The organism is Pedobacter sp. N23S346 (assembly GCF_048515415.1).
Classification (GTDB): Bacteria; Bacteroidota; Bacteroidia; order Sphingobacteriales; family Sphingobacteriaceae; genus Pedobacter.
On record NZ_JBLYEE010000008.1, the window covers coordinates 163513 to 179806 of the forward strand.

16 protein-coding genes are annotated in these 16294 nt (G+C 36.1%); 10 read left to right on the top strand and 6 right to left on the bottom strand.

Translation table 11 applies throughout. The features are described from left to right. Nucleotides 1-30: 30 nt before the first annotated feature. The 9 genes from ACN1CD_RS15385 to ACN1CD_RS15425 all read left to right on the top strand — a co-directional run bounded on the left by ACN1CD_RS15385 (nt 31) and on the right by ACN1CD_RS15425 (nt 8206). Nucleotides 31-1023, top strand: a complete 993-nt coding sequence (locus tag ACN1CD_RS15385; protein ID WP_320464710.1) for an aspartate-semialdehyde dehydrogenase — start codon at nt 31-33, stop codon at nt 1021-1023. A gap of 54 nt (nt 1024-1077) precedes the next feature. Further along, nucleotides 1078-1680: a CDP-alcohol phosphatidyltransferase family protein gene (locus tag ACN1CD_RS15390; protein ID WP_419131273.1), complete on the top strand. Its 603-nt coding sequence runs from the start codon at nt 1078-1080 to the stop codon at nt 1678-1680. Nucleotides 1681-1817: 137 nt separating this feature from the next. Beyond that, nucleotides 1818-2969, top strand: a complete 1152-nt coding sequence (locus ACN1CD_RS15395; RefSeq protein ID WP_419131274.1) for an ATP-binding protein — start codon at nt 1818-1820, stop codon at nt 2967-2969. A 16-nt stretch (nt 2970-2985) separates the two neighbouring features. Next, the gene (dacB, locus tag ACN1CD_RS15400; protein WP_419131275.1) at nt 2986-4392 is read left to right on the top strand and encodes a D-alanyl-D-alanine carboxypeptidase/D-alanyl-D-alanine-endopeptidase; all 1407 of its coding nucleotides are present in this window, start codon (nt 2986-2988) and stop codon (nt 4390-4392) included. 24 nt (nt 4393-4416) lie between these two features. After that, on the top strand, nt 4417-4776 hold the full coding sequence (locus ACN1CD_RS15405; protein ID WP_419131276.1) for a hypothetical protein: 360 nt from the start codon (nt 4417-4419) through the stop codon (nt 4774-4776). A 73-nt stretch (nt 4777-4849) separates the two neighbouring features. Next, entirely contained in the window at nt 4850-5368 is a 519-nt protein-coding gene (locus ACN1CD_RS15410) for a GNAT family N-acetyltransferase (RefSeq protein ID WP_419131277.1), read from the top strand. Between the two features lie 328 nt (nt 5369-5696). Continuing rightward, the gene (gene eno / locus ACN1CD_RS15415; RefSeq protein WP_419131278.1) at nt 5697-6992 is read left to right on the top strand and encodes a phosphopyruvate hydratase; all 1296 of its coding nucleotides are present in this window, start codon (nt 5697-5699) and stop codon (nt 6990-6992) included. Between the two features lie 177 nt (nt 6993-7169). Then, entirely contained in the window at nt 7170-7469 is a 300-nt protein-coding gene (locus ACN1CD_RS15420) for an FtsB family cell division protein (RefSeq protein WP_419131279.1), read from the top strand. Nucleotides 7470-7591: 122 nt separating this feature from the next. After that, complete coding sequence (locus ACN1CD_RS15425; RefSeq protein ID WP_419131280.1) at nt 7592-8206, top strand: trimeric intracellular cation channel family protein; 615 nt, start codon at nt 7592-7594, stop codon at nt 8204-8206. Between the two features lie 345 nt (nt 8207-8551). Here the strand turns inward: ACN1CD_RS15425 and ACN1CD_RS15430 are convergent, their stop codons facing one another. Beyond that, complete coding sequence (locus ACN1CD_RS15430; RefSeq protein WP_419131281.1) at nt 8552-10636, bottom strand: hypothetical protein; 2085 nt, start codon at nt 10634-10636, stop codon at nt 8552-8554. Between the two features lie 648 nt (nt 10637-11284). On the opposite strand from ACN1CD_RS15430, the gene ACN1CD_RS15435 reads away from it, so the two are divergent. Then, nucleotides 11285-12019, top strand: a complete 735-nt coding sequence (locus ACN1CD_RS15435; protein WP_419131282.1) for a L,D-transpeptidase family protein — start codon at nt 11285-11287, stop codon at nt 12017-12019. Nucleotides 12020-12082: 63 nt separating this feature from the next. Here the strand turns inward: ACN1CD_RS15435 and fabG are convergent, their stop codons facing one another. The 5 genes from fabG to ACN1CD_RS15460 form a co-directional block, all read right to left on the bottom strand. Further along, nucleotides 12083-12826: a 3-oxoacyl-[acyl-carrier-protein] reductase gene (gene fabG / locus ACN1CD_RS15440; RefSeq protein ID WP_419131283.1), complete on the bottom strand. Its 744-nt coding sequence runs from the start codon at nt 12824-12826 to the stop codon at nt 12083-12085. A 134-nt stretch (nt 12827-12960) separates the two neighbouring features. Next, nucleotides 12961-14037: an agmatine deiminase family protein gene (locus tag ACN1CD_RS15445; protein ID WP_419131284.1), complete on the bottom strand. Its 1077-nt coding sequence runs from the start codon at nt 14035-14037 to the stop codon at nt 12961-12963. A 195-nt stretch (nt 14038-14232) separates the two neighbouring features. Next, entirely contained in the window at nt 14233-14586 is a 354-nt protein-coding gene (locus ACN1CD_RS15450) for a four helix bundle protein (protein WP_419131285.1), read from the bottom strand. Nucleotides 14587-14733: 147 nt separating this feature from the next. Next, the gene (locus tag ACN1CD_RS15455) at nt 14734-15609 is read right to left on the bottom strand and encodes a carbon-nitrogen hydrolase (protein ID WP_419131286.1); all 876 of its coding nucleotides are present in this window, start codon (nt 15607-15609) and stop codon (nt 14734-14736) included. A 369-nt stretch (nt 15610-15978) separates the two neighbouring features. After that, nucleotides 15979-16215, bottom strand: coding sequence for a cysteine-rich CWC family protein (locus ACN1CD_RS15460; protein ID WP_419131287.1), 237 nt, complete (start codon nt 16213-16215; stop codon nt 15979-15981). Nucleotides 16216-16294: the final 79 nt, after the last annotated feature.

Below are 16294 nucleotides of genomic sequence, written 5' to 3' on the forward strand. Positions count from 1 at the left end.
GTTTTATAAATATAATAATTAAAATTAAAAATGAAAGTAGCAGTTGTAGGTGCAACCGGTTTGGTTGGAACCGTAATGTTAAAAGTATTGGAGGAAAGAAATTTCCCTTTAACAGAGTTAATTCCCGTAGCATCAGAAAAGAGTGTTGGTAAGGAAATTACTTTTAAGGGTAAGAAGTTCCCAATCGTTAGCATGGACACTGCTATTGGCATGAGACCAGATATTGCTCTGTTTTCTGCTGGTGGAAATACTTCATTGGAACATGCCCCACGTTTTAAAGAAGCGGGTACTACAGTGATTGATAATTCTTCGGCCTGGAGAATGGATCCTGCAATTAAATTGATCGTTCCTGAGGTAAATGCCCATGAGCTTTCTATTGATAATAAAATTATCGCTAACCCAAATTGTTCCACCATTCAAATGGTAGTGGTTTTGAAACCCTTACACGATAAATATAAAATTAAACGTGTGGTTGTTTCTACCTATCAATCGGTTACCGGAACGGGTGTTAAAGCGGTAGAACAATTAATGAATGAGCGCAAAGGCATACTTGATGGCCCAAAAGCTTACCCGTATGAAATTGATTTAAACGTTCTTCCTCACATTGATGTGTTCATGGATAATGGATATACCAAAGAAGAGATGAAAATGGTTAAGGAAACCAATAAAATTATGAGTGATGATACCATCAAGGTTACGGCAACTACTGTTCGTATTCCGGTAATGGGAGGACACTCAGAATCCGTAAATATTGAGTTTGAAAACGATTTTGATTTAGCAGAAGTTCGCAGTATTTTAGAAAAATCGCCAGGTATTATTGTTGTGGATGATGTAGCAAACCTAAAGTACCCAATGCCTAAAGATGCACATGAAAAAGACGAAGTTTTTGTAGGTCGTATTCGTAGAGATGAATCGGCTCCTAAAGCTTTAAACCTTTGGATTGTTGCTGATAACTTGCGCAAAGGTGCAGCAACAAATGCTGTTCAGATTGCAGAATACCTGATTCGAAAAGAATTAGTCTAAAAAATAAAATTAAGCCCGTGCAGAAAGCATGGGCTTTTTTATGCGCGCTCTAAAATGAAAAACATTCCCCTTTTACTAATTTATTCCCGCTTACTAATTGGCTTTGGAATTATTATACTTAGTATTTTCCATGTTACTCATTACTCTTTTTTAGCCATCAGTCTATTATCTATCGGCTTATTAACTGATATTTTTGATGGAATAATTGCCAGAAAATTAAATGTTTCTTCAGAAAAACTCAGACGGCTAGACTCTGGTATCGACCAGGTCTTTTTTATATCAGTGGCAATTGCTACTTACCTGCAATGTCCGGATTTTTTCACATCAAATCTGGTAAAACTGATTATACTAATCAGTGCAGAAGCATTAACCTACCTGGTGAGTTATGTAAAATTTAAGAAAGAAATTGCAACCCATTCTATTGGAGCCAAAATCTGGACGCTTGTATTATTCGCAACACTGGTTGAAATTATGATTCATTGCAAATCAGTAGTATTATTTGAATTGTGTTTGTACATAGGATTATTGACCAGACTGGAAATTCTGGTCATTGTACTCACGCTAAAAAAATGGACAAATGATGTGCCTACAATTTATCATGCCGTTAAATTAAGACAGGGTAAAGAAATTAAACGCAACAAATTATTCAACGGCTGATTAGGGCTACAAGCAAAGCCTAATCACCGAATTATATATAATTCGGTGATTATAATATATAAATTACATATAATTAAGAGATTAAGATCACTAATTTATATGTAAAATAGTGATTGCAAACTTAAAGATAGCTATCTTTGGGTGTAAAGAAAGAAGTTAAGGTTATGATCGGAAGGTTATTGGAAGATTATATAGAATCTAAATTTTTTAAGGGAAAAGCAATTATAATCACTGGCGCAAGACAGGTTGGTAAAACTACTTTGTTAAAAAAGCTGGCGAAGAAAAAAGAGCAATCATTTATTTTTCTAAATTGTGATGAAGCAAATGTTCGCACAACTTTAGAAGATGTAAGCATTGAACGTTTAAAATCAATAATCGGAACGCATAAAATTCTTTTAATTGATGAAGCGCAAAGGGTGGTAAATATTGGCTTAACATTGAAACTGATCGTGGATAACTTTCCAGAAGTGCAACTGTTGGTTACAGGCTCTTCATCTTTGGATTTAGCTGCAGGAACAAAAGAAAGTCTAACAGGCAGGAAGTTTGAATATCATCTTTTTCCTTTTTCTGTTAGAGAACTTATACAGCATACCGATTATCTTACTGAAGAACAATCATTAGAAAAAAGATTAATTTTTGGAAGTTATCCTGATGCCATAAATTACCCAGGCGAAGAACAGGAACTGCTGTCAAACCTAACAAATAGCTATTTATTTAAAGACATATTAGCACTTTCCGGAATTAGAAAACCTATTCAGCTTGAAAAACTTGTACAGGCTTTAGCCTTGCAAATAGGAAGCGAAATATCATACAGCGAACTTGGGCAAATGATAGAAGCAGATAAGCTAACGGTTGAAAGATATATTGATCTGTTAGAGCAATGCTTTGTGGTATTCAGATTAGGAGCCTACAGCAAAAATTTAAGAAATGAAGTGAAGAAAGGAAAGAAAATTTATTTCTATGACAATGGTATACGCAATGCCGTTATCCATAATTTTAGTCCGCTAAATTTACGGCAAGATACCGGTCAGCTTTTTGAAAACTATATGATATCAGAATTTATAAAGGCAAATAATAACAAAATAAAACATGCAAAACTTTTCTTCTGGAGGAGTTTTCAACAACAAGAAATAGACTTAATTGAAGAATTTGAAGGAAATTTAACAGCGTATGAGATTAAATGGAATGAAAATAAAAAAGTTAAATTCCCAACAACCTTCACCAATGTTTATGAAACTGCACAAACAAAAGTAATAAATAAGAAAAATTACATTGATTTTTTGATTTAACACAGTATACCTTTCCATGAAAAAATATTTACTAATTATTTCTTACCTCCTATTCTCGATTAGTTGTTTCGCTCAAAATAAAATTCAAAATCTTGAGAAAGCATTTAATAATTTATTGGCAGATGAACAGGCTAAACATGCAATTGTATCACTTTGTGTTTTAGACGCAAACTCCGGTAAAGTGCTATTTGCAAAAAACGATCAAATTGGACTCGCTACTGCCTCCACACTAAAAACCATTACGGCGGCATCAGCATTTAGTATTTTAGGGAAAGATTTTCAGTTTCAGACCACGCTGGCTTATTCAGGAAATATTACAGCAGATGGAACGCTTAAAGGGAACTTAATAATTATTGGCAGTGGCGACCCAACTTTAGGTTCATGGCGTTTTCAAAATAAAGAGAATGCGGTATTATCACAATGGGTAGCCGCAATAAAGGCATCAGGGATTAAGAAGATTGAGGGTTCGATAATAGGTGATGACCGCATTTTCGGTACGCAAACTACGCCTGAAGGTTGGGTGTGGCAAGATATAGGCAATTACTACGGCGCAGGAACTTCCGGATTAGCCTGGAGAGAAAACCAGTTTGACATTCATTTACGTCCTGGATCCAGTACAACCGCAACTGTTACGGTAGTTAAAACGGTGCCATCAACTCCTTACATTCAAATTAAAAATGAGTTAAAAACAGGAGCATCAGGCACTGGCGACAGAAGCTATGCCTTCCTTCCACCCTATTCAAACCTGGCCTATTTGCGTGGCAGCTGGGGTATGGGCATTGGCAAATCGAGCATTTCGGTAGCTTTGCCAGATCCTGCTTTCGATTGTGCTTACCGTTTACAAGATACACTGAAAAGATTGGGAGTAGAAACTAGTCAACTGGCTACAACAGCGAGGTTAATGGAATTAAATAATTTGACAATTCCAGCCATCACGCAGAAAATTAATACCATCACTTCGCCTACGCTAAGTGAAATGACCTATTGGTTCCTCAAAAAAAGCATCAACCTTTATGGTGAAACTTTATTAAAAACTATGGCTTTAAAGTCTGGCCAGCCAGGCACCACCGCTAAGGGAGCAGAAGCCGAAATTAATTTGTGGACCAGTAAAGGCATTGATAAATCGGCATTAAATATTATTGATGGCAGCGGACTTTCACCAGGGAACAGAATTACAACTTCTGCTATGGGAGCTATTTTATTTCAGATTCAAAAAGAGGATTGGTTTTCGGATTTCTATAAGGCTTTGCCAGACTACAATGGTATGAAAATAAAAAGTGGCACTATAAATGATGTTTCGGCATTTGCCGGCTACCACACTGATGCTGTAGGAAACAAATATATTATTGTCATTAATATCAACAACTACAGCGGAAGTGGAATTAATAAAAAATTGTTCAGGGTACTGGATGAACTTAAATAAAACGGATCTTAAAAATTAAACTTTATGCTACATTTTGTTAAAAACCTTCAAACTGTTGATGGACTGATTTCTAATTTATACAAAGATGTTTCTATCCCTGAAATGACACAAAAAATTACAGAAGTTTTTGAAATGCAGGATTATAAAGTAATTGATCAGCAATTCGGAAATTTGATTTTAGAAAAAGGAAGCCGAATTAAACGACTTTTGTTTGGTGCCTTTGTAAAGTATTATAAATTTAGTGTAACTATGGTTCAAAATACAGAGAATGAACTTACCGTAAATGTTTTTCAACAATCAAGCGGCATGTCTGGAGGTTTAATTGGCATGAACCAAATCAAAACAGAACTTGCGAGGCTAAACTTTGTATTCGCCAATATTTAGATAGGGCTATCTACAATTGATTGAAATGGGTATTTCTCTAAAATTGCTTAAATTGCTAGTCAACTAAAACAAAATGCAATTAATTTTACGACCTTACCAAGCCAGTGATCTTGAAAACTTGGTTAAACATGCTAATAATATCAAAATTTCTAAATTTTTAACCAATAAGTTTCCCTTTCCTTATGAGAAAAAGGACGGTGAAGCCTTTATTCAATTAGCCTTAAGCCACACACCTTTACAAATTAAAGCGATTGTTGTTGATAATGAAGTGATTGGATCGATAGGCGTGCATCAACTGGCAGATATTTACAGCAAAAGTGCTGAAATAGGTTATTGGATTGCAGAAGATTTTTGGGGCAAAGGCATTGTAGTACGCGCCGTAAAAGAGATGCTGAAATATGGATTCGAAACATTTGATATTGAAAGGATTTTTGCCCGGACTTCTCACGTAAACCTGGCTTCGCAGCAGGTTTTAAAAAAAGCTGGCTTTGTTTTCGAAGCTGAATTAAAAGGTACTATTTTTAAAAACGGCGAATATTTTGATGAATTGATTTTTGGGTTTAGGAAACATCAACTCAACACATTAATATAATAATCTTTTTATGCTGAGTCACGAAGCATCTGCAACCAATTAAACACCTGTCTACTACATGCGGGGATGTTCATGTCTCAGCATGATAGAAGTTTTAAAAAATTGAAACAAAAAGGCAGGACTATGCTATCTAAATCGTCACTAAAATGGCATTGCAAAACACCAATATTAATTTAAAATTAACAAGTGATTACTTTAAATCACTATCCTAACATTAACGTTCAAAACACTTTATTTATTTAAAAAATATACTAACTTTGAAGTTAGGCTTAGTAATTGTACTTTATACACTAAGCAGGTTAAAAAATCAACAAAAAATCAAATAAAAATGAGCATAATCGTTAATGTCCATGCTAGACAAATCCTCGATTCGAGAGGCAATCCAACAGTAGAAGTTGAAGTAGTTACAGAAGCAGGCGCTTTTGGCCGTGCAGCTGTACCAAGCGGTGCATCTACTGGGCAATATGAGGCTGTTGAATTACGTGATGGTGATAAATCTACATACTTAGGTAAAGGCGTTTTAAAAGCTGTAGAAAATGTAAATACCAAAATTGCTGATGCTCTAAGAGGTATCGATGTTTTTGAGCAAAATGCAATTGATAAATTAATGTTGGAACTTGATGGTACTGAAAACAAAGGTAACTTAGGTGCTAACGCAATTTTAGGTGTTTCTTTGGCTGTTGCTAAAGCTGCTGCTGATGAAATTGGTCAGCCTTTATACCGCTACATTGGTGGTGTAAATGCAAATACTTTACCCATTCCAATGATGAACATCATCAATGGTGGTTCTCACTCTGATGCGCCAATCGCATTCCAGGAGTTTATGATCATGCCAGTTGGTGCGCCTTCTTTCTCTGAGGCTTTACGTTGGGGAACTGAAGTTTTCCATAGCTTGAAAAAAATTCTTCACGATAGAGGTTTATCTACTGCTGTAGGTGATGAAGGTGGTTTTGCACCAACTTTTGATGGCACTGAAGATGCAATTGAAACCGTTTTAAAAGCAATTGAAACCGCTGGTTACCAACCAGGTTCTCAGATCTGTTTAGCTTTAGATTGTGCTTCATCTGAGTTTTATAAAGATGGTAAATACGATTATACTAAATTTGAAGGTGCTACTGGTGTAATTCGTTCCAGTGAAGAGCAAGCCCAATATTTAGCTGACCTTTCTGCAAAATATCCAATTATCTCTATTGAAGATGGTATGGATGAAAACGATTGGACTGGATGGAAAAGTTTAACTGATAAAATTGGCGACCATGTTCAGTTGGTTGGTGATGATTTATTTGTAACGAATGTTACGCGTTTACAACGTGGTATCGATGAAAACACAGCAAACTCTATCCTGGTAAAGGTTAACCAAATTGGTTCATTGACAGAAACAATTAACGCAGTAACTTTAGCTCAAACCAATGGTTATACTTCGGTAATGAGTCACCGTTCTGGCGAAACTGAAGATGTTACCATTGCTGATTTAGCTGTAGCTTTAAATTGTGGTCAGATTAAAACAGGTTCTGCATCTCGTTCAGATAGGATTGCAAAATACAATCAATTATTACGTATTGAAGAAGAATTAGGCGAGAATGCTCGTTTTATTGGATCAAAATTCAAATACGCTAAGAAATAAACCCCTAAATCCCCTAAAGTGGACTTAAGGTGTTAACAAGTTGAAAAACTTATTTGCAAAACATCCGGAGATTTAAAATCTTCGGATGTTTTTTTATACATTTACCTCATTGCGAGGCACGAAGCAATCTATCTAGTAAGATTGCTTCGTGCCTCGCAGTGACGATTTTGAGAAATTATGAAACGTTTAATAGACCTTTTCCGCAACAAATACTTTTTTGCAACTGTAGCTTTTGCGCTGTGGATGCTATTTTTCGATAAAAACGATATGATGTCTCAGTACGAATATCGAAGTCAGGCAAATAAATTACAGGAAGAAAAGGAATATTTCGAGAAAGAAACCGCCCAGGTTAAAAAGGATTTAAATGAATTAAATACCAATCTGAATACCGCTGAAAAATTCGCCCGAGAAAAGTATTTCATGAAAAAGGACAACGAAGATGTTTTTGTTATTATTCATGAAGAGAAAAAAGATTAGTTTTCAATTGGCAGTTTTCAGTTAAAGGTTGACAGTTTGGAGTTAACAATTCAACAATCAAATCATAGAACAATTTATCTATCAGTTTACCGATTAACGAATTCAAACAGTTAACTAATCGAATGCTCCACATCCTCTACATTATTGCGATAACTGCAGAAGCTATGACAGCTGCGCTTTCTGCTGGTCGTAGGGATATGGATTGGGTTGGCGTGTGCATTATTGCCTGGGTTACGGCTTTGGGAGGTGGAACAGTGAGAAACGTCTTATTCGGACATTATCCAATGAGTTGGGTTGAACATCCTGAATATTTAGTCATAACTGCCGCTGCTGCACTATTAGCTGCTTTTATTGCATCCATCATGACTAAACTGAAGAGGCTTTTTCTTTATCTTGATGCTTTAGGTTTAGTTGTTTTCACCATAATTGGTTGTCAGGTTGCACAACAGATTCACTTATCGCCATTAATCGTTTTATTTAGCGGAATGATTACGGGCTGCGCTGGTGGTGTGCTGCGTGATGTATTGTGTAATGAAGTTCCATTCCTGTTTCGAAAAGAGATTTATGCCAGTGCAGCTATTGTTACAGGTGCTGTTTATATGAGTGTTGAATATTTTCAAGGTTCAGAAATGCTGGCGACCATCCTTGCCGCAATTGTTGGATTGGCTTTAAGGTTACTTTCTATAAAATACGAATGGCAAATGCCGAAGTTTGTTTATAGAGATGAATGGCACTAGTCAGTTAGCAGTTTTTAGTTAGCAGTTGAAAGTTTGAGGCACACATTTAACCGCAAAGGACGCTAAGTCTTTCACAAAGAATTAAAGCCGAGATAAAATTATAAAGTTATCTTTAAAGTTTAATTTCAGGGTATCTCATATTTAAGCCCATCCTTAGTACTATTATATAAGCAATTATCTTATATTTTTTCGCCATCTAACTTTGTGTTCTCTGTGTCTTCCCTCTGCGTACTCTGTGGTTAAACAAAGATTAAATCTTACGCTTTTACATAGAAAATAGCCTTCTAACTTTGCGTTCTTTGCGCCTTCCTCTGTTTACTTTGCGGTTAAACCAACATCAAATAATTACAATTCTCCGTTCCTCTTCCTCAAAAACCATTCTACACTTAGCAACAATAAAATTAATCCGAACAACCATTTCATATTAATTAGTTCATCATATTTACGATCCTCGTAACTAATGGTTTTGATATTTTCGTTCTTCAAAATTTCATCTGCAATTTTGAGCAAATCAGCAGGCATAAAAAGTTCCCCATTGCTTTGTTTCGCGATTGTATTGAGCAATTGATGGTTGGCGGTGGTTTGTTGATATTCAGCAATCAGGCTGTTCACGTAGAAACTTCCCGATGCTGTAAACTTTTTCCCGCCAATTGAAGTGTTGGAAACGTATGAATAATTACCTGCAACCATGGTTCCTGCATCAAGCTGATAAGCATTATTTGTTTTCGAGAAGGTATAATTGAAAACTTTTCCAGCTTCATTTTTAATCTGCAAATTCACTTCAGGCTCATTTATTGCTTGATAACTATCATTATAAAGTGTTGCATTGAATTGTATGGCTTCATTTTCATCGTAAGCCGACTTTGATGTAAAAACTTTGAATCTTCGTTTATCATCTTTTACAGAAAGATACTGAACCGTTTTCGAAATCAAATCATTCAGGCTGGATTGACCAACCTCATTTTTAGCTTCTGACAGTTTCCAGCGCCAAAGCCCCTCACCCATCAGATAGCCAACTTTTAAGCCATTCTCATTCGTAAAAAACAATAATGGTTGTTGTGTACTCACTTTTCCAATACGCTGATTAAAAACAGGCGAAACACTGGCATTCACGGTCAATCTTCCGAACGGAGAAAGCAAAGGATCGAATGCAGAAAATATTTTTTGATCTTCTTCTGTTAAGTTAAAACTGGTGAAACCACTTGCAATATCCGGATAAACCTCCTGAACTGAACCATCAGACGAAGTTAGGTTTACCTGATTCTGGATTTTATTGAAAGCATTTATCCCACTCTGTGCACCTAAAATATACCAGACAGGCTTTTTTAAAGCAGTTATTTTCTGAAGGAATGAAGCCGAAATGTTTTGCACATCCGGTAACTGATACAATACAATTAAATCATATTTTGAGGGATCTGTTGTATTTAAATCATCAGCTAAAGCAAGCTTGACTTCATAATGCTTGTTAATAGATATAGCTTCTTTTAAAACACTTAAATCGGGGTGTGGCGAAGCTGCTGCGAGCAACACCTTCTGCCGACCATCGATTACCTCAACATAGAACGTTTGAGAATTATTTCTGGTTGTTATTTCATTTGATAAAGCAGCAAGCTGAACAGTATATTTTTGAACGCCAATTTTGCCAGCATGTAATTTAATCGGAATAGTTTTTATAAAGGAATTTCCCTTAATAACAACGGACTGTTGAGCAACCTTGCTGCCGTTCTGACTTACCGTCAATGTGGTGTTCTCTCGATCGCTTTGAAAGGCCTGAACCTGAACTTCTATCGTGAAATCGTCATCGAGGTAAACGATGTTGTTATAATTAACATTAGAAATCAGTAGATCTCGCTTCGGAATACTATCGCCCAGCGCAATGGTATAAACTGGAGCATTAATTTGATTGATGCTGTACAAAGGATTGCCTCCATGATTGAAAATGCCATCGGTTGCAAGAACTATTGCCCCGATATTTCTATTGGTATATTCGTCTCTAACCTTTTGGAAAAACCCCGAAGCATCTGTTAGTTTTCCCTGATTTTTAAAATTAAAACCTTCGGCTATAGAATCGCTGAAATTGTAAACTTTTACCTCATACTTGTCAGATAACTTATCTTGCAAAGTTTTTAGGTTATCTTCATATAACTTTTGATTGAAACCAGCAGCTTTAACTTGCCCGACAGAAAGAGAATTATCCTGCCCGATAATGATGATGGGTTTATCTAATGTATAATTCAAGGTTTTAATTAGCGGAGCAAATAACAGCCATGCGATTGCTGCAATGGCAATTACCCTGATTGCAGTCAAACCATATTGAAGCTTTTTATCTAAATTTTTATTCCCTCTGTAAAGTAACCAGGCATATAAAACACCTAATGCAACACAGCCGAGAAAATACAAGATAGAAGTACCAGCAAAAAAGCTATTCATATTTTATAAAGATGCTAATTTTGTTATTAACCGCAAAGGACGCAAAGAATTTACGCAAAGAAAGAAAAGGTAAGGGTTAGCCACGGTGCAAAAAATTTTATTTACCACGGAAACACGAAAAGTATAGAAAAATATGGATTTAATCCCGTGTAAATCTGTGCTTCCGTGGCAAACTTTATTGAAAATACAATACATAAGCCCGAAATCTGTTTGACACTGAAACACGAAAAGCACAGAAAGATATGAATTCAATTCCGTGTAAATCTGTGCTTCCGTGGCAAACTTTATTGAAAATACAATACATAAGCCCGCAATCTGTTTGACACTGAAACACGAAAAGCACAGAAAGATATGAATTCAATTCCGTGTAAATCTATGCTTCCGTGGCAAACTTTATTGAAAATACAATACATAAGCCCGAAATCTGTTTGCCACGGAAACACGAAAAGCACAGAAAGATATGAATTCAATTCCGTGTAAATCTGTGCTTCCGTGCAAACTTTATTGAAAATACAATGCATAAGCCCGAAATTTATTTGCAATGGAAACACGAAAAACACAGAAAAAAATGAATTTGATTCTGTGTAGATCTGTGCTTCTGTGGCAAACTTTACTATTAAATATTTAGCTTTATCAAAACCAAAATTTATGAAATTAATTTGTTTAACTTTTTTATTATCCTTCAGCATAATGGCTAATGCACAAAATAATTTCAGAGCAACTCAAATTAAATTCGAAAGGGTAGAAAAGGCTTATAAAGAAAAATGGGGAACTTTACATCGGTCGCTAAAGTCAGCTGGTTTTAAAGATAATTTTTCGATGATCGTTAATGCCTACAAAGCTGAAGGCAAATTGGAAATTTGGCTGAAAGGTAAACCAGACAAAGCCTATTCATTATTCAGGACTTACGATTTCTGTGCGCATTCTGGCACATTAGGTCCAAAAGTTATAGAGGGTGATGGACAAACACCTGAAGGCTTCTATTATATCAATGTTTTTAATCCCTTGAGTAATTTCCATTTGTCGCTGGGACTGAACTATCCAAATGCAGTAGATTTAGCAAGGACAGGAAAAGATAAAAAACCTGGCAGCGATATTTACATCCATGGAAATTGCGTAACCGCTGGTTGCATCCCACTAACTGATGAAAAGATTAAGGAACTTTATATTTTAGCAGTAGAAGCCAGAAATTCCGGTCAGGATAAAATTTCAGTTAATATTTACCCTTTCAAAATGGCAGATAGGAATATGAAGAAATATGCTGTTCAGTTTCCTACGCAATTAGCTTTTTGGAAAACACTCCAAGCAGGTTATTTAGCTTTTGAAAAGAATAAAAGTGCAGTAAATATTAAAGAAGTTAAGGGGAATTATGTGGTGAAATAAAAACCTGCTAAGTTTTTAGAAATTAGCAGGTTTTAGCTTTCGTCTTTAAGCTTTCAGCTTAAATTACAGCATTCCGCCGCAAACAGACAAAGTTTGACCTGTTACATAAGCACTCATATCTGAAGCTAAAAACACACAAACATTAGCAATGTCTTCAGTTTCACCAGCACGTTTTAATGGAATGTCTTTTTCCCAACCCGCAACCACTGCAGGGTCTAAAACTTCGGTCATTTCAGTACGGATAAAACCTGGTGCAACCACATTAGCACGGATATTTCTCGAACCTAATTCTTTAGCCACAGATTTTGTAAAACCGATGATACCAGCCTTTGACGCTGCATAATTTGCTTGTCCGGCGTTACCAGTAATACCTACAACGGAACTCATATTGATAAAAACACCTTTACGGGCTTTCATCATTACCTTCGATGCTGCTTTGGTTATATTAAAGATTGATTTCAAGTTGATGTTAATCACATCATCCCAATTTTCTTCACTCATCCGCATCAATAAACCGTCTTTGGTAATACCAGCATTATTGACAACGATATCAATTGTTCCAAACTCAGCCACAACATCGTTGATTAATTGCTCAGCCTGATCAAATTTAGAGGCATCAGATCTATAACCTTTAACTTTTGTTCCGAAGCTTTGTAATTCTTGCTCTAAAGCTTCACCTTTTTCTACTGATGATAAATATGTAAAAGCAACATTAGCACCTTGTTCAGCAAACTTTTCAGCTATTTTACGACCAATACCTTTCGATGCGCCTGTAATTAATGCTGTTTTTCCTTCTAGTAATTTCATTTATGAAATGTTGTAAAGTTGAAATATTTTAATGTTGTAAAGTTAACAACTCCGCCAAAGGTATTGTTAAATTGTTTAATTGCTAAATTATTTATCTGGTCCGGAACTGAAAACTCCAAACTGTTAACTGTCAACTAAACTGCTGGTTCCTGCTGACTCAAACAATGGAAGCTTCCTAATCCCCAAATAATATCTACGGAATTGATACCAATAACCTTTCTATCCGAGAAACAACCTTGTATAATATCCAAAGCCTTTTGATCATTAACATCATTAAAAACCGGAACAATTACTGCCGAATTAGCAATGTAAAAATTAGCATAAGATGCTGGCAACCTGGTATCATCGAAAATCACTGGCGATGGCATTGGTAACTCAATGATATTCAATGGTCGGCCATCTTTCAATTTCATTGTTTTCAAAGCTTCTAAGTTCTCTTGCAACAGAATATAATTTTCATCCAGCGGATTGCTTTCTACAACCGTTAAAACGGTATCTTCATTTACGAAACGGGTGATATCATCAATGTGTCCGTCAGTATCATCACCAACGATTCCGTCTCCAAGCCATAAAACCTGCTCCTGACCATAATATTCTAGCAAATATTTTTCAATTTGTTCTTTAGTCAAATGTGGATTGCGGTTTTCATTTAATAAACAAGCTGTAGTAGTTAAAATCGTTCCAGCACCATTAAATTCTACCGAACCACCTTCCATTACAATATCAGGTGTAAATAAAGGTAAATCAAAGTGTTTAGCAATTTTAGTAGGCACTACATCATCCAGATCAAATGGAGGATATTTTCCACCCCAGGCATTGTAACCCCAATCTACTACAGCCTTTTCATTTCCCTTTAGCAAAAAAGCTGGTCCATGATCCCGGCACCAGGCATCATTGGTTTCGTTGAGATAAAATTCAATTTGTGATAAATCAGCATCAACTTTAGTTAATTCTGAAATAACAAAAGCTCTCATTTCTTCGTCTTTAACGTTAATCCGAACTTTTTCACCTTCAGCAATTGCTTTAATAAATTGGCAATAGGGTGCGTAAATGGTTTCAATTTTACCTGGCCAACTAGCCTCTTTGTGCGGCCAACTTAACCAGGTAGCCTCGTGTTTTGCCCATTCAGCAGGGAATGAATAGCCTTGCTGCTTTGGGGAATAATTGAATTGATTGATATTTAATTCTTTTCTTGGAGGAAAGTTTGACATATTTTTTTGAGTCTGAAAGTCGGTTGTCCGATTCCGATGATTTAGTTTATAAAAAGTCCGAGGTCCGGAAGTCCGAAGTCGGAAGATAAAGTTTTATAAAAAGTCCGAGGTCCGGAAGTCCGAAGTCGGAAGATAAAGTGTAATAAAAAGTCCGAAGTCTGGAAGTCCGAGGTCGGAAGATATAGTGTTTTATAATTAGTCTAGCGATTTGATTAAAGCGGAAATCATGATTAAAATTTCTTCACAAGCCTGATAATGTTTCTTAAAAATATCTTCAGTAATGTATCCACGCCTGACGGCCAAATGTAAACAATTCACAACTTCAATATCCGACCTTAAAGAATAGCGTAAAAATTTCTTAAATTCTAAATTGCTTTGTCCTGTACTGCCTTCGGCAATGTTCATGGAGATAGAATCTGCAGCGCGCTTAGCTTGAGATGTCAAAACATAAACTTCTTCTTTTGGAAAAGTTTTGGTCATTTTATCAATCTCATCTGCCAGGTCTAAGGCCTTTTGCCAGACTTTAAGTTTTTCAAATTTAAATGCCATAATTTTTAATTCGAAATTAGAGACCTAAATTTCGATTTTATAATTTATCAAAAATCAAATTACACATTTTAAATCGTTCAAACCAAATTAACTACTTGCTATCTGCGCCCAAACCTCCGACTTCGGTCTCCCGGCTTTCGGACTCTATTAATCCCCATCAATATATCTTTTAGTAATCGGTTGATAAGAATCGATTCTTCTATCTCTCAAGAATGGCCAATGTTTGCGCATAAAATCGCTCTGGTCTAAATCCAACTCTACAACTTCAGTTTCTTCCTGATCATGAGATGCTAAATAAAGTAATTTACCTTGAGCATTGGTAGCAAAACTTCCGCCCCAGAATTTCATCGCACCGTCTTGCTCAAATCCTACCCTGTTTACGCTTACTACGGGTACGCCATTGGCAACGGAGTGAGAACGTTGTATGGTTTGCCATGCATTATATTGATCTTGATTGGTTTCCTCATCCTGAGTGGTATCCCAACCAATAGCCGTTGGATAGAACATAATATCAGCACCCATCAAAGCTGTAATACGCGAAGCTTCCGGATACCATTGATCCCAACAAATTAAGATTCCAATTTTAGCAAACTTTGTTTCGAAAACCTTATAACCTAAATCACCCGGGGTGAAATAGAATTTTTCATAGAAAGCCGGGTCATCAGGAATATGCATTTTGCGATATTTACCCAGATATGAACCATCAGCATCTAAAACAGCTGTTGTATTATGGTACAAACCTTGTGCACGTTTCTCGAATAAAGAAGCTATGATTACCACGCCTAATTCTTTAGCCACAACCTGCAAAGCATCTGTTGAAGGACCAGGAATAGCTTCTGCTAAATCGAAGTTAGCATAATCTTCCACATCGCAAAAATATAGTGAAGTAAAAAGTTCCTGCAAACACACAATCTGTGCACCTTTTGCAGCAGCTTCTCTTACTTTAACGATTGCCTTATCTAAATTTTCTTGCTTATCTTTAGTACAACTCATCTGTACCAAGCCAACGTTTACTTTCTTCATTTCTTAAAATTATTGAATGAGCGAATGATTAAATGGTAGAATGCTATGGTAACCGCAGCCATTCACTCATTCAAAATTCTTTCATTCTAAACCAGATTGCAAAGCTACAAAAAAGGTTGATGGTATTAAGGTTGAAGGTGTAAGGTTTGTTTCAAAAATTATTTGAAAAGCCATAGCAGTTATTAGATTATGGTTAGTCGGGCTATCCGTTGTAGCTCCGATAGAAAAATCGGAGGCTGCCACTGCGATCCCGTTTAGATGGGAAAGGTTTGTGCTGCTATTTGAGGTTGCAGAGTTGCAAAAAAACACTTTGATTTTAAACTGACGAAGTTTCCATTTGCACAGGCCAGCTAAATTTCGTAAGTTGAATTATGCCCCGATATCTTCGCGGTATTCTTGTTGTAATTCGAATAAACACTTTGCGCATAAACAGCCATCATATAATTCTGAGATATATTGCACTTCGTTAATGCTGAGCTGCACCACGCTACACTGGCATTTGGTATAAGAATTTGCCTTGCACTCAATAGCACCATTACATCGCTCGCAAGGAATGATTTCGTGTTTGCTATGTTTAAAGGTGTTGTTCATTAGTTCAATGGTCATTAGTTCACTAGTGTTTGGCGCCTTAGCAACGAATGAACCATTGGCTAATAAACTGATGAACTAAAAGCAAAAATATAAA